We start from the raw sequence: 15,797 nt of genomic DNA, 5'->3' as shown, positions 1-15,797 counted from the left end.
ACTTAACTTAGGTTATTAATATATTCTCAACTTATTGAAAAAATAAACAATGAAATAAAAAATTAATGGTAAGAAAAATACAAATCGAAAAAATGAAACAAAAGCACTAGGAATTGATGCCGTGATAAAACCAATAGCAGATAATATTGCTAAATATATTAAAAAGGAAACTCCAGTTCCCAGTTCTAAAATATTATTGCTAAACCGTAAACTTACCCCATACAAGAAGAAGCCTACTACAACAAAAACCCACCTACCTGCAAAGTAAAAAAAGGCGACTGAACCAAAGGAAGTGTTACTAAAATATGTATCACTAAACCCTAAAACTTTAAGCCTAAACCAATTTCCCCAACTGGGAAAAGAGGTCCCAAAAACTTTAGAACGGGGAACTATCACTGAAACTGGGATCATTTGAAGTTCATGATGAAAATCTGGATCAAATTCATCTAGCCCCTGCTGATCTTCATACTCTATCGCTATACTACCAGCAGTAACCATACTGAGTCTCAAAACGATGTTGTAGTATAAAGACTCATATATTTTTTTATCAAGTTCTGCGTTGCTTTTTTCCCTATATTCAAAATAAGCATCAACATATTCAGTTAGCGATATATCTGTCTTATTAAAGTTTTGGGTAAATCTTTTTATTTCTGATGCAACTGTAAAAGCAACCAATATAACAACTAACCCCCCAAAAATGATTTTTAAAGTTATTTTTTTATGTACGTAATAATAAGGAAGTATTGTTAAAATAAAGAGAAAAATTATCGGTCCTCTGGCTCCTGAAACCAAAGCAAAGAGAACTTGTAAAAATAATGAAACTCTAAACCACGTCTTGTGTTCTCCTGTTTTAAAATGTAAAAGTGCAAGTATAAAATAACCTATTAAAGCTATTTTTTCAAAATAGCTAGAAAACTCAACTAAATAGCGAAAAACTCCTGAAAAATCTTCTGCTTCAGCTAACCCTCTACCATAAGCTCCATTAATGAAAAGAATCAAGTTTATCGATAAGCCAAATATAATTAAAGCTTTTGGAAAGAAAGGTCTTATATCTAGGTTCAATAATCGCTTATAACCTAATTTTAAATAATATATAGAAAAGAGGTAATCACCTAGTTTAGCCTTATACCCTAACCATAGAGAGATATTCCCTACAGCTGCTACCGTTGAGAACTTCATTAGCATAATATTATCAAGAAACCTTTTTAAGTTGTTTGCCTCAATAAAATTGAAGTTTTTAACATACAACAAAACCATAAGCCCCCCATTAAATACAACAAAGGCAGTAAGAACCCCTATAAATCCCGCACTTAAAAACTTATATTCATTAGATAAGGTGTCTGTTTTAAAGAAAATTAAAATATTATACAGTAGACCTAAAAAGTTTAAAAACAAAAAGAAAAAATTTCCATAAAAATCAACATACAGTAGGTTTAAGAGAAAAACCCCGCAAGCATAGAAAACAGTAAAAAGAATGAAGTTTTTCATGAGATGCTTTTATAAAAATCTAAGTACTCCAAACTAACTTGTTCTGGATGATACTGTACCACATTTTTATTTGCTATTTTACTAAGTTCTGATACGATAGATGGGTTATATAGTTTCAAAAACCCTTTTTTTATCGAATCCACATCAAATGGATCTACCAATATTGCCCCTTTACCTATTGTATTCATAGGTGGAATATTTGATGTAATTACCGGCATATCAAAAACCTGTGCCTCAATAATAGGTAAACCAAACCCTTCTGCTTCCGAAGCAAAAAAAAGAATATCGTTTTCAAAATATTGTTTGTAAAGTTCATTATCACTTATACTAGATAATACATTACTTTTATTTTCAATATTTTCTCTTTCTATTAAACTTTCAATTTGCTTTTTATCTGCGTGAATAAAATTGTATTCAACTTGCATGTCTTTGGTAGCAAAAATTAATCTTTCATAATTTTTTAAAGATTTGCTTCCTATTTGCAAAATTTTTAAAGGTGTCTCTTTACTTATATTACGCTCTCTTTTTTGTATCTTTTTGAAGGGTATTACAATTGGATTGTGCAAAACTTTAACCTTATCTTTTTTAATTTTAAAATTTTTTAAAATTTCATCCCTTGTATTATCTGAAACCACTATTATCTCATCACTAAAGCGTAAGGGAAGATTGTAATAAAAAAAATCGTACATTATTCCTTTTAAACCTTTATAACTTTTAAAATGATATAAATCGTGTATAGTTAGAACTTTAGTTTTAAAAGGAAAAGCCAGCACCATATAGTTGCAGCCTCCAGTAATATGTACGATATGTTTTTTCGAAAAAAAAGAAGTAAAGAAGTAAAATAGAAAAGTCTTTATATCATAATTATACTTTAACACAGTTTTTGAAATAGAAAAGTTGTTTTTTATTTCATTTTTAAGCTGGTCAAAAATAACGTCATATACTTTTTCTATACTAAAATTACCCTTATTGGGCTTTCGGAACACAAATAGCAGTTTTTGGGTTTCCACAGGTTGTTATTTGGCGGCAAATGTAATCAACTTCTTAAAACTTCTTGTAACCATACCCCTAGTATTTTTTGATATAAGGGTGTATTGATAGAACAGCATTGCTACTATTGGTAAGAAAAAAACAATAAGTGGAAAAACACCTATTCCCATATAATTAAAATAGTATAATACGCCTAATAGTAATACTGTGAAAAAATTAATAAGGAACTTGGCCTTACCTGCTGTTGAGTATTCAAAAACAGTAAACGCATTATAAGGTAACCAAAATAAGCTAATACATACTTCAGAAATAAAAAGTCCTAATAAAATTGCATATAACCCTAATTCTTTAAAGAGAAAAGCCACTGTAAAGAGTAAGAAAATTCGGATTATAGACGTTAAAAGAACGATATTTGTTTTATTAATACCAGTAAAAAATGTTGTAATTATTTTACCATAATTTTGAATTAAAAGTATAATTATCAATGCACTGTATAATACTAAATTAAATTCTAGTTTACCATGTGTCCATAGCGTAAAAAGGTCTTCAATAAAAAACAATGATATTGTATAACCTCCTATTAATAGTACTCCAGTTACAAACCAAAAAGATTTAAAAACATCTAAAATCTTGGTCTTTTGGTCACGAGCATAGAATATTATCATTTCAGGAGCTAATGGAGATAAATATAGTTCAGAAAGCTTTAGTCCAAAATTAACTATTGTTTTAGTTGCCGCGAAAAGGGGTAAAATTGTAGTGCCTGCAAATGCTGATACTATAAGAACAAGTCCATCATTACTCAAGCGATCCAAAAAATTACTTGTTGCAAAAGAACTGGAAATGCGAAAGTTTTTTATTCCATTTTTGAGAGAGCCATACTTCCACCAGGGAAAATATTCTGGTAATATTTTTCGTACTTGAAGCAGTACGAAAAGTGATAATAATGATTTTAAAATCACCCATAATATTGCTAAGCCAATTAAGTCTAAGCCTACTATAGCTGCAATAACTAACACTAAAAACTCTATAATACTTTCATATAAAGCAAATTGAAAAGCCTTATATATATAACCAAAAGGATTTAATATTTTAACTGCAAGACCTCGATAAGAACCTATTATCATTCTATATATAAAAAACATCGATAGCACTGTAGCAACAATAGAGGAATCTATTTCTTCATCTAAAAAAAAACTTAAAATCCCAGTAAAGTAAATAAAAGCAACTATTGCTAATTCTAAAAAACTTACTAAAAAGTTTACTCTAAATGCTGAGCCTAATGCTATTTTTGCTTTTTCTTTATTTTTATGAACTAAACGGTTAAATTCGTTTCCTACAAAAACACTATGACCAAGCCCTAATACCTGAATTAAATTAAAAAAAGAATATAAAGCAATCCACGCTCCGTATAATTTTAAATCCCAATACTTTAATAAGATTGGAATTAATAGAATTGAGTTTAAAACAAGTGCTATAATATGTATAGCTTTATACCCAAAAGATTTAAAAAGTTTTTTTGACATCTTTAAATTATATACTCATTAAAAGTAAGTTATAGTTACTTCTCAATTATTTTTACCAATTTGTCTTGTTTTTCTAAAAGATTACTTTCAAAGAATATAGTTTTATTTTTGACCTTGTTAACTTGACCAATTATAGTTACAATTTTTTCATTTCTAAATGGCTCTAGGTTTAAAGCAATTTGACCAAAGATAAAATCCCCTTTCTTATATGAACTTTCATTTTTAAATCTGTACTCATTCAATTTTTTATCATATAAAACTTTTAAGGTTTTTATTTTCTCATACTTTCTATCGTTCCATGGCGCTTTATTCAATTTAATTTTTCGGAGTGAGGAATTATAATAATCTGTAATATTAGTGTTAACTATAGATTTACCTATATTTATAGGATAAGTATCAAGATAAGAGTTAATGAAAGTTGCTTTTTTAACGTCCATTACAATTGGTTCGTTATTTGATTTACCTCCTCCAACTAAAAAGGTGCAACCAATAAATGAAGCATTGTCTGCCCTAAGTATACACGGGTTTAAACTTTGCTTAGTATTATCTTTCATTGGTCGAAGCTTAAATACACAGCCTTCAAAATTAAGAGGTTGCTTATTAAGAACAGAATACCCTATACCATAAAGTTCTTCTGTATATACATTACGAAAGTGGCCATAAGCTACATTTCCATTAGCCTTATATAGCCAAGCTACACCGTCGGCCACCTTTATATTGTTAACTTCTGGCAAAATTCCATTCTGCTCCCCAAAATCTTCTGAATTAAAACAGTACTTCATTCTGCCAAAAGAGCATTTGTCTACTACAATATTCCGAGATTGTGTTTGACATATTACGATGCCGTTTACAAGATTTGTAAATCTTGTGAAATTTATAATTACTGAATCTCCTTGTTGAGTTTCCCCATTCGGGGTAATTGATATGCCAGTAGGAAAATTTTCAATGGCTGAGCCTTCAATCAATATATGTGTGCTTGCACGAATTTCGGTGTAATATCCATCAAAACCCTCGTAGCCACCATTTTTAGGTTTTTTACTTGAAAATGGGTCTATTACTATTGCACTTAAGGGAGCATAGCGATTTTGTTTATATAATTGGTTTGAAGATTTATAAATTAAATCTTCAGGAGAAAACTTTTTTGTTATAAAACCGTCAAAAACCATATTCTTTATATGAAGTCCTCTTGCTGCCTGAACTCCAAAAATAAATGGTATTTCCTTGTTAGCTTTTAAAACCGAAACTCCACTTTTTCCGTCACCCGGATTGTTATAAGCAAGCTGATGACCTTTTAGGGTTAGATTTAGAAAGTCATACACCCCGTTTTTGTTTTTGTCACGAAGTGCTAATAAGGGTTTGTCAATAATATATTCTCCAGGAGGAAAATAAACTACCGAAACTCCTTTACTATGGATTGCAGCATCTATAGTCCTTTGTATAGCAGAAGCATCTGAAGAAGCATCATTAGGGGTTGCCCCAAACCAAACTACATTTAATTGTTCTACGGATCCTGTTAAAAAATCAACTTCACCTTCACCAAAAAACAATTGCTTGTTGTGTAATATAGTCAGTTTAGAGTCTATTGTAAGCTTGGCATTTTTTTGTAAGTTAAAACTTCCGTTGCCAGATAAAATGGTGCCGTCTGTATCATCTAATTTAGTTGTTCCTTTAATAATCTGTTTACTATTAATAATAGTACCATCTAAATCTTTCAATGAACTATCATTGCTGCTTTTGGTTTGTGCACACCCAGTTAACGATACTATTGCAAAAACAAGTGTACATAAGTAATTAAATGAAAACTTCATATAGCTATAGATTTAAAATAATAAGAAATTAAAAAGTGTATCCTAAAAGTTCAATATCTTTTTGATACAAATTTTCAACAATTTTCCGAGATGTGTCATTATACATCTCTTTATACTTCTTATTATTTTTGGGAGAAGATGATATATATTTAATAATTCCGGGATGCTTTCTTATTAGATTATAGCTTTTTCGAGAAATCAATCCTTTTTCAATCGAATGGTTACTTTTAGGAAGTTTGGTAAAAGGAACAGATAATTGTTGAGCTATTTTTGAAAAATCAGTATCCAACTGCTCCAATCTTCCCATAAAATCAACAACCAATTTATCCTCTTCATTAAAAATAAAATCGGTTTGTGGCCTAAAAAACCAGTGTTCATCTTCAAAATACTTAGGAAGATACTTACTTACAAAAGTATTGAAAGAAGTTAGATTACTAAACCCACGAAACTTGTAAAAAGATACCATCCGGGACCAAGGATTTCTAACTATTGAAAATTTAAAATAATCATCAAATTCTTTTGGGGAAAGATACTCATACTTAACATAGTCTAAAGCCGTGAGGTGCGCAAGTCGTTTAGGACCTTTTGCAGGATTATTATTTGGTCTCAATAAGTAATCCGGGCCATCTGCCTTTCGGTCTTTATTTAAACTTTGTAATAAAAAATTTTCAACGCTTTGGCCGGCAGCTTTTGGGACGTGTACAAATAAGGCTTTATGTTCGGGTAGAATCATTAATAAGTATAATTAAAGTGTTTTAAATCTTCTTTGAATTCATTACTAATGATTTTTTTCGTACGTTCAGAAAAGTAATCTTTATAATTTTTATTTTTTGATTTCTTTTTCCAGACTAAGGGTACTCCATTGTATTTTAAAGCTAATTTATTGTAATCTTCCTGAAGATTTTCAAACCGTATAAAACTAATATTATAATTTATTTCACTTTCTATCCAACTACACTGTGTATTAAACATAATTTCGCGATCGCGGTAAAACGGGTCTCTTTGCTCATAAGCTTTGATTACCCATTGCTCAAACGAAATAGGGTTAGTATCCATTTTATTCTGGTTATGTTTTACTCTATAAAAATACTCGGATGCTACTTTATCAAAAGGGTTTCTAATTGACGTCCATACAGCTATATCTTTTGGTAAAGTCTCATTAAATTGATTAAAATACAACTGTTCGTATTCAGCAAGAGTATAATGTATCTCAGTAATACCCATACTTTTTGCTATTGAAGACCCCGCTGTTTTATTTATATGAATAAACAAAGGTTTTTCTTTATTACGTACTTGTTCAAGATATTTTTTAACTTGTTTTTTTCGTACGTGCTTTAAGTAAACCTTTTGATATATCCACCATTCATCATAAAACATAACCTAAAGATTTTGCTGGTTTCTTACAATACAAATTATAAAATTTCATTTCATCTTCACTCAACTTTGTCCAGTCTAGAGGCTTAATTACTGTAGATTCATTTTTTAAAGTTGAAGAAATTTTTCTTTTTATTTTATTTTTAAAAGAAGTGTTTCGCTTTGGTAAATGATAATTTTCTATTCTTGTTTGGTCAATCCCTATATCAAAAATTAGTTTTTTTAACGCTTCAGGTGATGATGTTAATTTTTCAAATTGATAATTAGAATTCTCAGATTGTGCAATATATTCATGAACTTTACCGTAGTACCAACATAGCTTTTGAAATCGAGTTAATGTTTCCCATTCTTTTGAAATTGGATCACTATTATCAGGAAATTGTCCACAAGTAGTATCACTTTTTGTATACAGGTTACGAGTATAAACACTCTCAAGATATGTTCTAGGATTTCTAACTATAAAGACTTTTTCCCATCCTAAAGAATCTAGTATTTTCTTGTCTGCAAATCTAAAGTATGGATTTACTTCAATATAAAAATCACAATCCATCTTTGAAGCCTCAATGTCACGTTGTTTAAAATAATTTTCTGTAATATTTGAAAATTGATTAAGCTGCGATAAAAAAAGAAAAGGTACATCTTGCCGTTCTTTTTCATGAAAACAAGAAACTTGATCAATAGTATTTAAAAACTGAGTAAGACTTACTGTACCTGTTCTTCCTATTGAGGTAATTAATACTTTTTTCATAAAGATATAAGCTATTTATGGCTTCAACTCTTACAGAATCATTCCGGCCGCAACCGTTTCATTAGTAACATCATCTACCAAAACAAAGCTACCTGTATTTCTGTTATCACGGTACTCATCGATCATTAACCTACGTGTAGTTCTTATAGTTACACGAGCAATATCATTCATGTTTAAGCCTTTATCCTCTTCATTTCTGTTATAGGTGTTTATATCTATCTTATATAACACATCCTTAATCATAGCGGTTTGCTCATTAGAGGTATGCATGATCGTGTATTTTGCCCTTGGTTTTGATGCTTCGTTATTTAGCCAACAAATCATAGCACTAAATTCCTGTTCAGCTTCCGGCTTGTTATTTACTTTTACAATCATATCGCCACGACTTACATCAATATCATCTTCTAGTGTGATTGATACGGACATTGGTGCAAAAGCTTCATCTATTTCTCCGTCAAACGTGTCAATAGATTTAATTTTTGATGTAAATCCGGATGGCATAACAGCTACTTCGTCATTTGGTCTAAAAATACCACTTGCTACTCTTCCAGCATACCCACGATAGTCTATAAAACCATCACTTTGAGGCCTTAATACAGTTTGTACAGGAAAGCGCGCATCAATTTTATTGATATCGCTACTTATATGAATATTCTCAAGAGTATGCAATAACGGCGCGCCTTGATACCAATCCATGTTTTCTGAACGATTTACCACGTTATCACCCAACAAAGCACTAATAGGCAAAAAGCGAATATCCTTTACATATAACTTAGAAGAAAATTCTTCAAATTGAGAAATAATATCGTTATAAATTTCTTCTGAAAAATCTACCAAGTCCATTTTGTTGATACAGACTACAATATGCGGTATTTGAAGTAAAGAAGCTATAAAAGCGTGTCTTTTGGTTTGCTCAATTACTCCATGACGAGCATCAATTAATATTAATGCTGCATTAGCTGTCGAAGCTCCTGTAACCATATTACGAGTGTATTGAATATGTCCCGGGGTATCAGCTATAATAAACTTTCGTTTTGGGGTGGTAAAATAACGGTATGCAACATCTATGGTGATTCCTTGTTCTCTTTCGTCTTTTAGACCATCGGTAAATAATGCAAGATCCACTCCTTCATGACCTTTCCGTTTACTGGTTGTTTCTACAGCTTCCAGTTGATCTTCAAAAATGGCTTTACTGTCAAAAAGTAATCTTCCTATCAAGGTACTTTTACCGTCATCTACACTTCCGGCCGTTGTAAATCGTAATAATTGATTTTCGCTTATTTCCATTCTAAATACTATTCTTTTTTTAATACAATGCTATTTCAGTCTTATCTCCTATTTCTTGTTTCCTAACTCAAATATTCTAGAAATATCCTTGTCGTTTTCTGTCTTCCATGGAAGTTTCGCTCCGTTTATCATCGGTACGGTTTCCGCGTTCGGTTTTTTTCATAGCAGAAACTTCTAAAGCGATTTTTTCTAACGTATCGGCGTCAGATTCCATACCTCCTGTAATGGTTATATCTCCTAATGTTCTAAAACGAATTTTCTTGGTAACAATCTCTTCGCCTTCTTCTAGTTTTAAGTATTCGGAAACCGGAATCCAGGAGTCGTTACGCCACACAACTTTCCTATCATGTGCAAAATATAGCGAAGGTATTTGTATACTTTCCCGTTTAATATAGTTCCAGACGTCCATTTCGGTCCAATTACTTATTGGGAATGCTCTAAAATGTTCGCCTTCAAAGTGCTTTCCATTAAGGATGTTCCATAGTTCTGGGCGTTGGTTTTTAGGGTCCCATTGTCCAAAATCATCTCTATGTGAAAAGAAGCGCTCTTTAGCACGAGCCTTTTCTTCGTCCCGGCGACCACCACCAATAGCACAATCCACTTTATTACTTTCTATAGCATCTAAAAGCGTTGTAATTTGGAGTGAATTTCGAGTGGCATTCTTCCCTTTTTCTTCAGCAACTCGACCTTTATCGATTGATTCTTGTACAGAACCGACAATTAACTGGGCATCAAACTTTTCTATTAGATCATCTCTAAACTGAATGGTTTCAGGAAAGTTATGCCCCGTATCCACGTGCATTAATGGAAAGGGTATTTTTGAAGGATAAAATGCTTTTTTAGCTAAATGGGTTACCAAAATAGAATCTTTACCCCCCGAGAAAAGAATAACCGGGTTTTCAAATTGCGCCCATACTTCACGTAGGATGTAAATTGCTTCAGACTCTAATTCGTCTAGGTAATTTAAATAATACTTGCTCATAGTTTTTTATAATTCTAATTTGGGTTTTATTGTTTTCATAATTAGCTCCACAGATTCCGAAACTGAAACCTTCGTTGTATCGATTGTAATAGCTGCATTGTCTGGAGCCTCATAAGGAGCGTTTACCCCTGTAAAATCTTTGATTAATCCTTTTCTTGCTTTTGCATATAACCCTTTAACGTCTCTTTTCTCACATTCCTCAATCGGTGTATCGATGAAAATCTCGACAAAGTTAACATCTTTGACTGTTTTTTTAATCAATTCGCGATCCTTTTTGTAAGGAGAAACAAATGCTGCCAATACAACTACTCCTGCATCGACAAATAAATTTGCTGTTTCGGCAATTCTACGAATATTTTCGGTACGGTCTGCTGGAGTGAAAGTTAAGTCTTTGTTAAGCCCTTTTCTTACATTATCACCATCTAAGGTATACGTATGTATATTTTTGCTATATAACTCTTGTTCTACAGCATTAGCGATGGTGGATTTACCAGAACCTGACAACCCTGTAAACCAAAGCAGGAATGAATTGTGCTTTTTTAATTCAGATCTTTTCTCTTTGGTTATTTTAAAATCGTGTGGAATAATATTTTCTTGCATAGTTTATTTCTGTTTTTTTCCTAAAAAGAAATTTCTAATCTTTCCTAATGGCAACCGTAACCATATACGTTCATGTATGTAATACAATATAAATTTAGAAACTAGTTCAGTTAGCGCTACATATAATGCTATTTCATCAAAAGCATCCAAAACAATACCTGAAATTATAAATGTTCCCGTCGTTGCTATAATACGCCAAGAAATGGTTTTATACAGCGTTTGCCGTGGGTGTACTTCTTTCCCAAGTAATACTTTTTGCCAAATTCTTTCATGAACGTAATAAACAGCCAATTTTATAAAGAACTCGAAAAAACCAATTTTTATAGCACTGTCTATACTACAATTACCATTGAGGCAAGTAATTAACAATACGACTAAAATAGTATCGGCTGTTGCGATGCAGCGCCAAGAAATACCTTTTAAAATACTCCTGTAATGTGACTCTTGTTTATAGGTTGCCATAAGGTCTAGTCTCGGTTAGACACCAAAAACCATGGATTTAACAGGTTATCCTTGTTGTACTGCAATGGTGTATTGGCAGGTAAGGCTGTTACTGTTACACCTACGGCTAGGCAAATAGCATGTCCAGCAGCTGTATCCCACTCCATAGTTGGAGCATAACGAGGGTATAAATCGGCTTTTCCTTCTGCAACCAAACAAAATTTAAGAGAACTTCCTTTCGAAACAATTTCTACTTCTTCATTTTCTGAAATAGTATCAATGAATTTTTGTGTTTCTTCGTTCAAATGGGACCTGCTTCCTACAATACGAGCTTTGTCTTGACCTTTAACTGGTTTAATTTCAGAAACGGTATCATAAATTTTATCTAAAGTTACAGTGTGGCTTTTCAGCTTTGCTTTAAAAGCTTTTTTGGTTTCTACTTCAGAAAAATAAAGTGTTTTAAAATCGGGCACATAAATAACTCCCAGAATAGGTGTTCCATTTTTAACCAAGGCTATATTTACTGTAAACTCCCCGTTTCGTTTTACAAACTCTTTAGTGCCGTCTAGCGGATCTACAATCCAACATTGATCCCATTGTTTACGCTCAGAAAAATCTGTCTGTTTATTTTCTTCACTAATAATGGGAATATTAGTTTGCTTTAAGTAAGAAATAATCACATCATTTGCACGTTTATCTGCAATAGTAAGAGGTGATTCATCCGCTTTGGTTTCTACTTCAAAATCTGAAGCATAAATATCCATAATTTTTTTACCGGCTTCTATTGAAGCTTGAATGGCTAGGTCGATAAGTTTCAAGATAATTGGGTTTAAATAGGTTGTTATTGTTTTAGATTGTACTCCATTTGGTTTTAAAACCACTTACAAAGTCTATTACTAGACCAACTACAATAGCCAAAAAGACACCTAAAAACAAGGCTATCAAGACAATCTTTATTCTATTAGGTGCAATGGGGTCTGTAGGCACCGTTGCTGGATTTAAAATGGTGAAAATCGGGGTATCCTTCTTTACTTGTATGTTTTGTGCTACTTGTTGTCGTTCCAGTTCTGAATAAACAGAATAGGCAAGGTCATAATCAGATTGCAACCTACTTAATTCAATACGAGATGTTTCGGTTGTATTGAAAAGATTCCGATCTTTATAATTTGCAAGTCTAGTTTGTGCTTTTTGATAATTTTCTTTTTGGACTTCGTACTGTCCTTCTATAAAACCCAATTGGTCTTTCGCTTTACTATTTCGATATGTGATAATCGCTTTTTGCAATAACTCTTGAGCACTCTTTGCCATTTGCGCCGCAGGTATAGGCTCTGGCATACTTACAGAAATGGATATAACTCCATCTGTTTCATCTAAAGAAAACAATACTTTTTCTTTAAGTTTTTTTTGAAGATTTTCTTCACTTTTACTTATGAAAATCAAAGAGTCATTAAGGCGGTTGTTAATGACTTTGTCATTTTCTTCTTTTCCACTTATACCTTTTAGTATCGTCCCAGGAAGACCTATGGTATATTTTTTCACTAAAGAAACTGCATCAGGTTTAGCTATTTTTGTATAATATTCTGTAAAGGTTACAGTGGTGTCAATCCCTTTAAATGAAAGTTCTGTATTCATTAATTTTCTTTGAAAAGGTAAGCTGTTCACTATCTTAGGGTAAATATTGGTAGGTATCTCACCATTTTCAAGACCTGAGTTAATATTAATACCTACAAGTGCAGCTATACCACTCAACCTGCTTCCGGCACCCGTGGAGTTAGATGTTTGAGACAAAAACTTTACTCCAGAGTTATATTCCTTTGGAGAGAACATAGCCACAAAAACACCTATGACAAAAAATATAATTACTATCTTTATCAATAACCTACGGCGTTTCCAAAGCTTTTTTATAACAGCTAAAAGGCTTATGTAATCTTCTTTAACAGCTTTTTCCTTATCCATCTTATTGTAACAATCTATCTATTAAAAGTCCAAAAGTTGTAAGACCAGTACTAATACCTATTACTTCTTGGGCAGATAATTTATTTCTGGTCTCTGACTTAGCAGGCACTAAAATTGCTGCTCCAGGTTCTAATTTTGGAAAACTTCTAAAAAACAAAAAGTGCTTTGTTGAAGCTATATCACCATTAGCATATACCACATAAGTTTTACCCTTTTTGGCGTCTGATGAAAACCCGCCAGATTTACTTATATAATCTTTTAAGGTCATGCCCTTCTCAAAACGAACCAAAGAAGGCACCAATATTTCACCCTCCACTTTAACAGTTTGTTTAGTTGAGGGAATAATTAGCCTGTCGCCACTTTTAAGTACTAAATTTTGTTTAGAATCGGTATCATTTATTATTTTTTGAAGATCAATCCCTACCCTGAATTCTTTTCGGTTTTTAAGAGTTTCATCTTCAGTGCCAGTAGTATCTTCTTTCCCGGTCACTTCCTCTTTTTCTATTAATCCCTCAAAAGTTTCTTTTTGAGTTTCTTCTTTGAAAAAAGGGTTTAACCGAATCAAAGTAGCTCCATCCACAAATGCATATTGTGTTACACCTCCAGCGCGTTGCAATAGGTCTGATATTTTTTCTTCTTTATTTTCAATGGTATAACTTCCAGGGTAATTAGCCTCTCCGGAAACAGATACTTTTATTTGTTCAGAAAAGCCTCTTAAATACCTAACAGAAACTCGATCATTAGGTTGCAAAATAAAATTTGACCCATCTTCTAGTGTTAGGTTTCCATTTGCTGAAACTTTAAAATTTTCACTTAAGGTTTCATACGAATCATCATCTATACGTCTGTAAATATCAATTTTATTTTCGTTGGCTCCGTCTGTAAAACCACCGCCCAATAAAACTAGGTCCTCTACAGTCATGTTATCCACATAAGGAATACTTACTGGTGCATTTACAGCTCCATCAATAGTTAATTTATAGCTTTCGGCAAGATCGTATTTATTAAAAATTTGTATCCTGTCATCAGGTTGTAGTTGTATATTTTTTGAACCTGAAAGTACTTCAGAAACAGAAAAAGGAGTTACCGATTCCCTGACGCCATCCTCTGTTCTAAAAAGTAATCCTCGCTCCATAAAAGCTTTTTCATTTACACCTGCTGCTTTCTTAATTAAATCTTTAACAGTCGTGTTTTCGGTAAACTCATAACTTCCGGGACGGTACACAGCCCCTTGAATGGTGATTCTGTTTTCAAATTTATCTATAATTTCATTTACAGTAAGCACATCCCCGTCTTGTAGAGGTGTTTCGCTTTCTTTATCAACCAATATTTCTTTTACAACCCTTCGATCACCTTCAATTCGCTCTAAAACAACTCGTTCTTTATAGGCATTAGAAGTAAAACCTCCTGTAAATTTTAAAAGATCAGTTAATGTTTCTCCTGGCTTTAATTCGTATGTTCCCGTTCGTTTAACGCTACCATTTATTTTTACTCTTGAAATATATGGGGATATAATTATTACATCTTGGTCTTGCAATGTTTTATTGCCAACTTGCGATCCATTTATTAAATAATCATAAATATCAAAATAGATTATTTCATCCCCGTTTCGAACCAATTTAATTTCTCTAAAAGTACCTTGCTTAGTTGGGCCTCCAGAAGCGTACAATGCATTTAAAACTGTTGACAGAGCACTTAATGAATAGGTGCCTGGCACTTTTACTTCTCCTATAATATTTACTTGAACAGTTCTTACATTAATTAGCGAAACACTAAGAAAAACTTTGTATGAGCTGTTATCTGAAGCATTGATACCAGAGTAGATTCGTTTTAGTTTTCCTTTAATTTTACCAGAAGCCTCTTCCATAGTGAGACCACTTACATAGATAGGACCAATGTTTGAAATACGCACGGCACCCTCTCTATCAACCTCAACATTGTAAGTATTTTCGGCTGCGCCCCATAAATTTATTGAAATCTCATCGCCCGGTCCTAATTCATAATTCGCTGGGGTTGCCAAATTCATATTAGGTGTAAAAGATATGTTTTGGTTGTTGAAAAAATCGTATCCAAAAAGTGGATCTTTGGTTACGCCTTCTTTAACTTCATTACCTGAAAAACCTACCTTTTCTTGGCTTTTTTCTAATTCTAAGGAGGTATCAATCTGTTCTCCTTCTAATGCGTTGCTGGATGACCCCATTTCATTTAACCGTCGTTCTAATTGGGCAATTTTGGTAGGCGAAACCCCTTTGGCAGTAGCAATAGCCTTTATCTGCTCCATGGTATAACCCTGTGCTTTTGCCTGCTCCCAATACGATTGTATTTGCTCATCGCTAAGATTCTCTACATCTGTGGATAGTAAAGAAGAAGGAGATGGCGTGTTTTGTGCAACCACATCAACTGTTGTTAAACACAGTGTAAATAGGAAAAATAGTATAATTCCTTTTATGCTAAAATTCATTTTTATCGCTAAATATTTATAATCCAATATAATCCTTGTTTTATGAACGCGCAAATATAACAATTCTTTAAAGAGATTATTGCATTTATAATTTTAATTGAAAGTTGCTAAGTTGATTACTTAATACCATAAATATCAA

The 15,797-nt window shown here is 32.4% G+C and carries 14 protein-coding genes; all 14 read right to left on the bottom strand.

Annotated features, from left to right (window positions below; translation table 11 throughout):
* Positions 1 to 15: 15 nt before the first annotated feature.
* Positions 16 to 1,395 (bottom strand): hypothetical protein, encoded by a 1,380-nt coding sequence (locus DZ858_RS12085; RefSeq protein ID WP_147309599.1) that lies wholly within the window; start codon positions 1,393 to 1,395, stop codon positions 16 to 18.
* A gap of 89 nt (positions 1,396 to 1,484) precedes the next feature.
* Positions 1,485 to 2,366 carry a glycosyltransferase gene (locus DZ858_RS12080; protein WP_147309598.1) on the bottom strand — a complete coding sequence of 294 codons (882 nt, stop codon included), beginning with the start codon at positions 2,364 to 2,366 and terminating at the stop codon, positions 1,485 to 1,487.
* A gap of 138 nt (positions 2,367 to 2,504) precedes the next feature.
* Positions 2,505 to 4,001, bottom strand: coding sequence for an MATE family efflux transporter (locus DZ858_RS12075; protein WP_117159922.1), 1,497 nt, complete (start codon positions 3,999 to 4,001; stop codon positions 2,505 to 2,507).
* A gap of 35 nt (positions 4,002 to 4,036) precedes the next feature.
* The gene (locus DZ858_RS12070; RefSeq protein WP_158548371.1) at positions 4,037 to 5,716 is read right to left on the bottom strand and encodes a glycosyl hydrolase family 28-related protein; all 1,680 of its coding nucleotides are present in this window, start codon (positions 5,714 to 5,716) and stop codon (positions 4,037 to 4,039) included.
* A gap of 121 nt (positions 5,717 to 5,837) precedes the next feature.
* A complete protein-coding gene (locus tag DZ858_RS12065; RefSeq protein WP_117159920.1) occupies positions 5,838 to 6,542 on the bottom strand; it encodes a sulfotransferase family 2 domain-containing protein in 705 nt (234 codons plus the stop codon).
* Positions 6,542 to 7,186: a sulfotransferase family protein gene (locus tag DZ858_RS12060; RefSeq protein WP_117159919.1), complete on the bottom strand. Its 645-nt coding sequence runs from the start codon at positions 7,184 to 7,186 to the stop codon at positions 6,542 to 6,544. Before DZ858_RS12060 ends, DZ858_RS12065 begins: the two co-directional genes overlap by 1 nt.
* Positions 7,176 to 7,931, bottom strand: coding sequence for a hypothetical protein (locus tag DZ858_RS12055; protein WP_117159918.1), 756 nt, complete (start codon positions 7,929 to 7,931; stop codon positions 7,176 to 7,178). The genes DZ858_RS12060 and DZ858_RS12055 overlap by 11 nt, the downstream gene beginning before the upstream one ends.
* A gap of 30 nt (positions 7,932 to 7,961) precedes the next feature.
* Positions 7,962 to 9,218 (bottom strand): sulfate adenylyltransferase subunit 1, encoded by a 1,257-nt coding sequence (locus DZ858_RS12050; protein WP_117159917.1) that lies wholly within the window; start codon positions 9,216 to 9,218, stop codon positions 7,962 to 7,964.
* Positions 9,219 to 9,294: 76 nt separating this feature from the next.
* Positions 9,295 to 10,200, bottom strand: coding sequence for a sulfate adenylyltransferase subunit CysD (gene cysD / locus DZ858_RS12045; protein WP_117159916.1), 906 nt, complete (start codon positions 10,198 to 10,200; stop codon positions 9,295 to 9,297).
* A gap of 6 nt (positions 10,201 to 10,206) precedes the next feature.
* Positions 10,207 to 10,800 (bottom strand): adenylyl-sulfate kinase, encoded by a 594-nt coding sequence (gene cysC, locus DZ858_RS12040; protein ID WP_117159915.1) that lies wholly within the window; start codon positions 10,798 to 10,800, stop codon positions 10,207 to 10,209.
* Positions 10,801 to 10,803: 3 nt separating this feature from the next.
* Positions 10,804 to 11,262 carry a DUF2061 domain-containing protein gene (locus DZ858_RS12035; protein ID WP_117159914.1) on the bottom strand — a complete coding sequence of 153 codons (459 nt, stop codon included), beginning with the start codon at positions 11,260 to 11,262 and terminating at the stop codon, positions 10,804 to 10,806.
* A gap of 5 nt (positions 11,263 to 11,267) precedes the next feature.
* Positions 11,268 to 12,059, bottom strand: a complete 792-nt coding sequence (gene cysQ / locus DZ858_RS12030) for a 3'(2'),5'-bisphosphate nucleotidase CysQ (RefSeq protein WP_317124721.1) — start codon at positions 12,057 to 12,059, stop codon at positions 11,268 to 11,270.
* Between the two features lie 31 nt (positions 12,060 to 12,090).
* Positions 12,091 to 13,197 carry a GNVR domain-containing protein gene (locus tag DZ858_RS12025; RefSeq protein WP_117159913.1) on the bottom strand — a complete coding sequence of 369 codons (1,107 nt, stop codon included), beginning with the start codon at positions 13,195 to 13,197 and terminating at the stop codon, positions 12,091 to 12,093.
* A gap of 1 nt (position 13,198) precedes the next feature.
* Positions 13,199 to 15,658: an SLBB domain-containing protein gene (locus DZ858_RS12020; RefSeq protein WP_147309597.1), complete on the bottom strand. Its 2,460-nt coding sequence runs from the start codon at positions 15,656 to 15,658 to the stop codon at positions 13,199 to 13,201.
* Positions 15,659 to 15,797 lie beyond the last annotated feature (139 nt).

This window comes from Marixanthomonas ophiurae (genome assembly GCF_003413745.1).
GTDB lineage: Bacteria > Bacteroidota > Bacteroidia > Flavobacteriales > Flavobacteriaceae > Marixanthomonas > Marixanthomonas ophiurae.
This window is presented reverse-complemented; position numbering and strand designations above follow the sequence as displayed.

What these genes read in the sequence shown, in the direction of transcription:
- DZ858_RS12075 (WP_117159922.1), bottom strand. Translation starts at nt 4,001, where the DNA reads ATGTCAAAAAAACTTTTTAAATCTTTTGGGTATAAAGCTATACATATT.
- DZ858_RS12065 (WP_117159920.1), bottom strand. Translation starts at nt 6,542, where the DNA reads ATGATTCTACCCGAACATAAAGCCTTATTTGTACACGTCCCAAAAGCT.
- DZ858_RS12060 (WP_117159919.1), bottom strand. Translation starts at nt 7,186, where the DNA reads ATGTTTTATGATGAATGGTGGATATATCAAAAGGTTTACTTAAAGCAC.
- DZ858_RS12055 (WP_117159918.1), bottom strand. Translation starts at nt 7,931, where the DNA reads ATGAAAAAAGTATTAATTACCTCAATAGGAAGAACAGGTACAGTAAGT.
- DZ858_RS12050 (WP_117159917.1), bottom strand. Translation starts at nt 9,218, where the DNA reads ATGGAAATAAGCGAAAATCAATTATTACGATTTACAACGGCCGGAAGT.
- cysD (WP_117159916.1), bottom strand. Translation starts at nt 10,200, where the DNA reads ATGAGCAAGTATTATTTAAATTACCTAGACGAATTAGAGTCTGAAGCA.
- cysC (WP_117159915.1), bottom strand. Translation starts at nt 10,800, where the DNA reads ATGCAAGAAAATATTATTCCACACGATTTTAAAATAACCAAAGAGAAA.
- DZ858_RS12035 (WP_117159914.1), bottom strand. Translation starts at nt 11,262, where the DNA reads ATGGCAACCTATAAACAAGAGTCACATTACAGGAGTATTTTAAAAGGT.
- DZ858_RS12025 (WP_117159913.1), bottom strand. Translation starts at nt 13,197, where the DNA reads ATGGATAAGGAAAAAGCTGTTAAAGAAGATTACATAAGCCTTTTAGCT.
- DZ858_RS12020 (WP_147309597.1), bottom strand. Translation starts at nt 15,658, where the DNA reads ATGAATTTTAGCATAAAAGGAATTATACTATTTTTCCTATTTACACTG.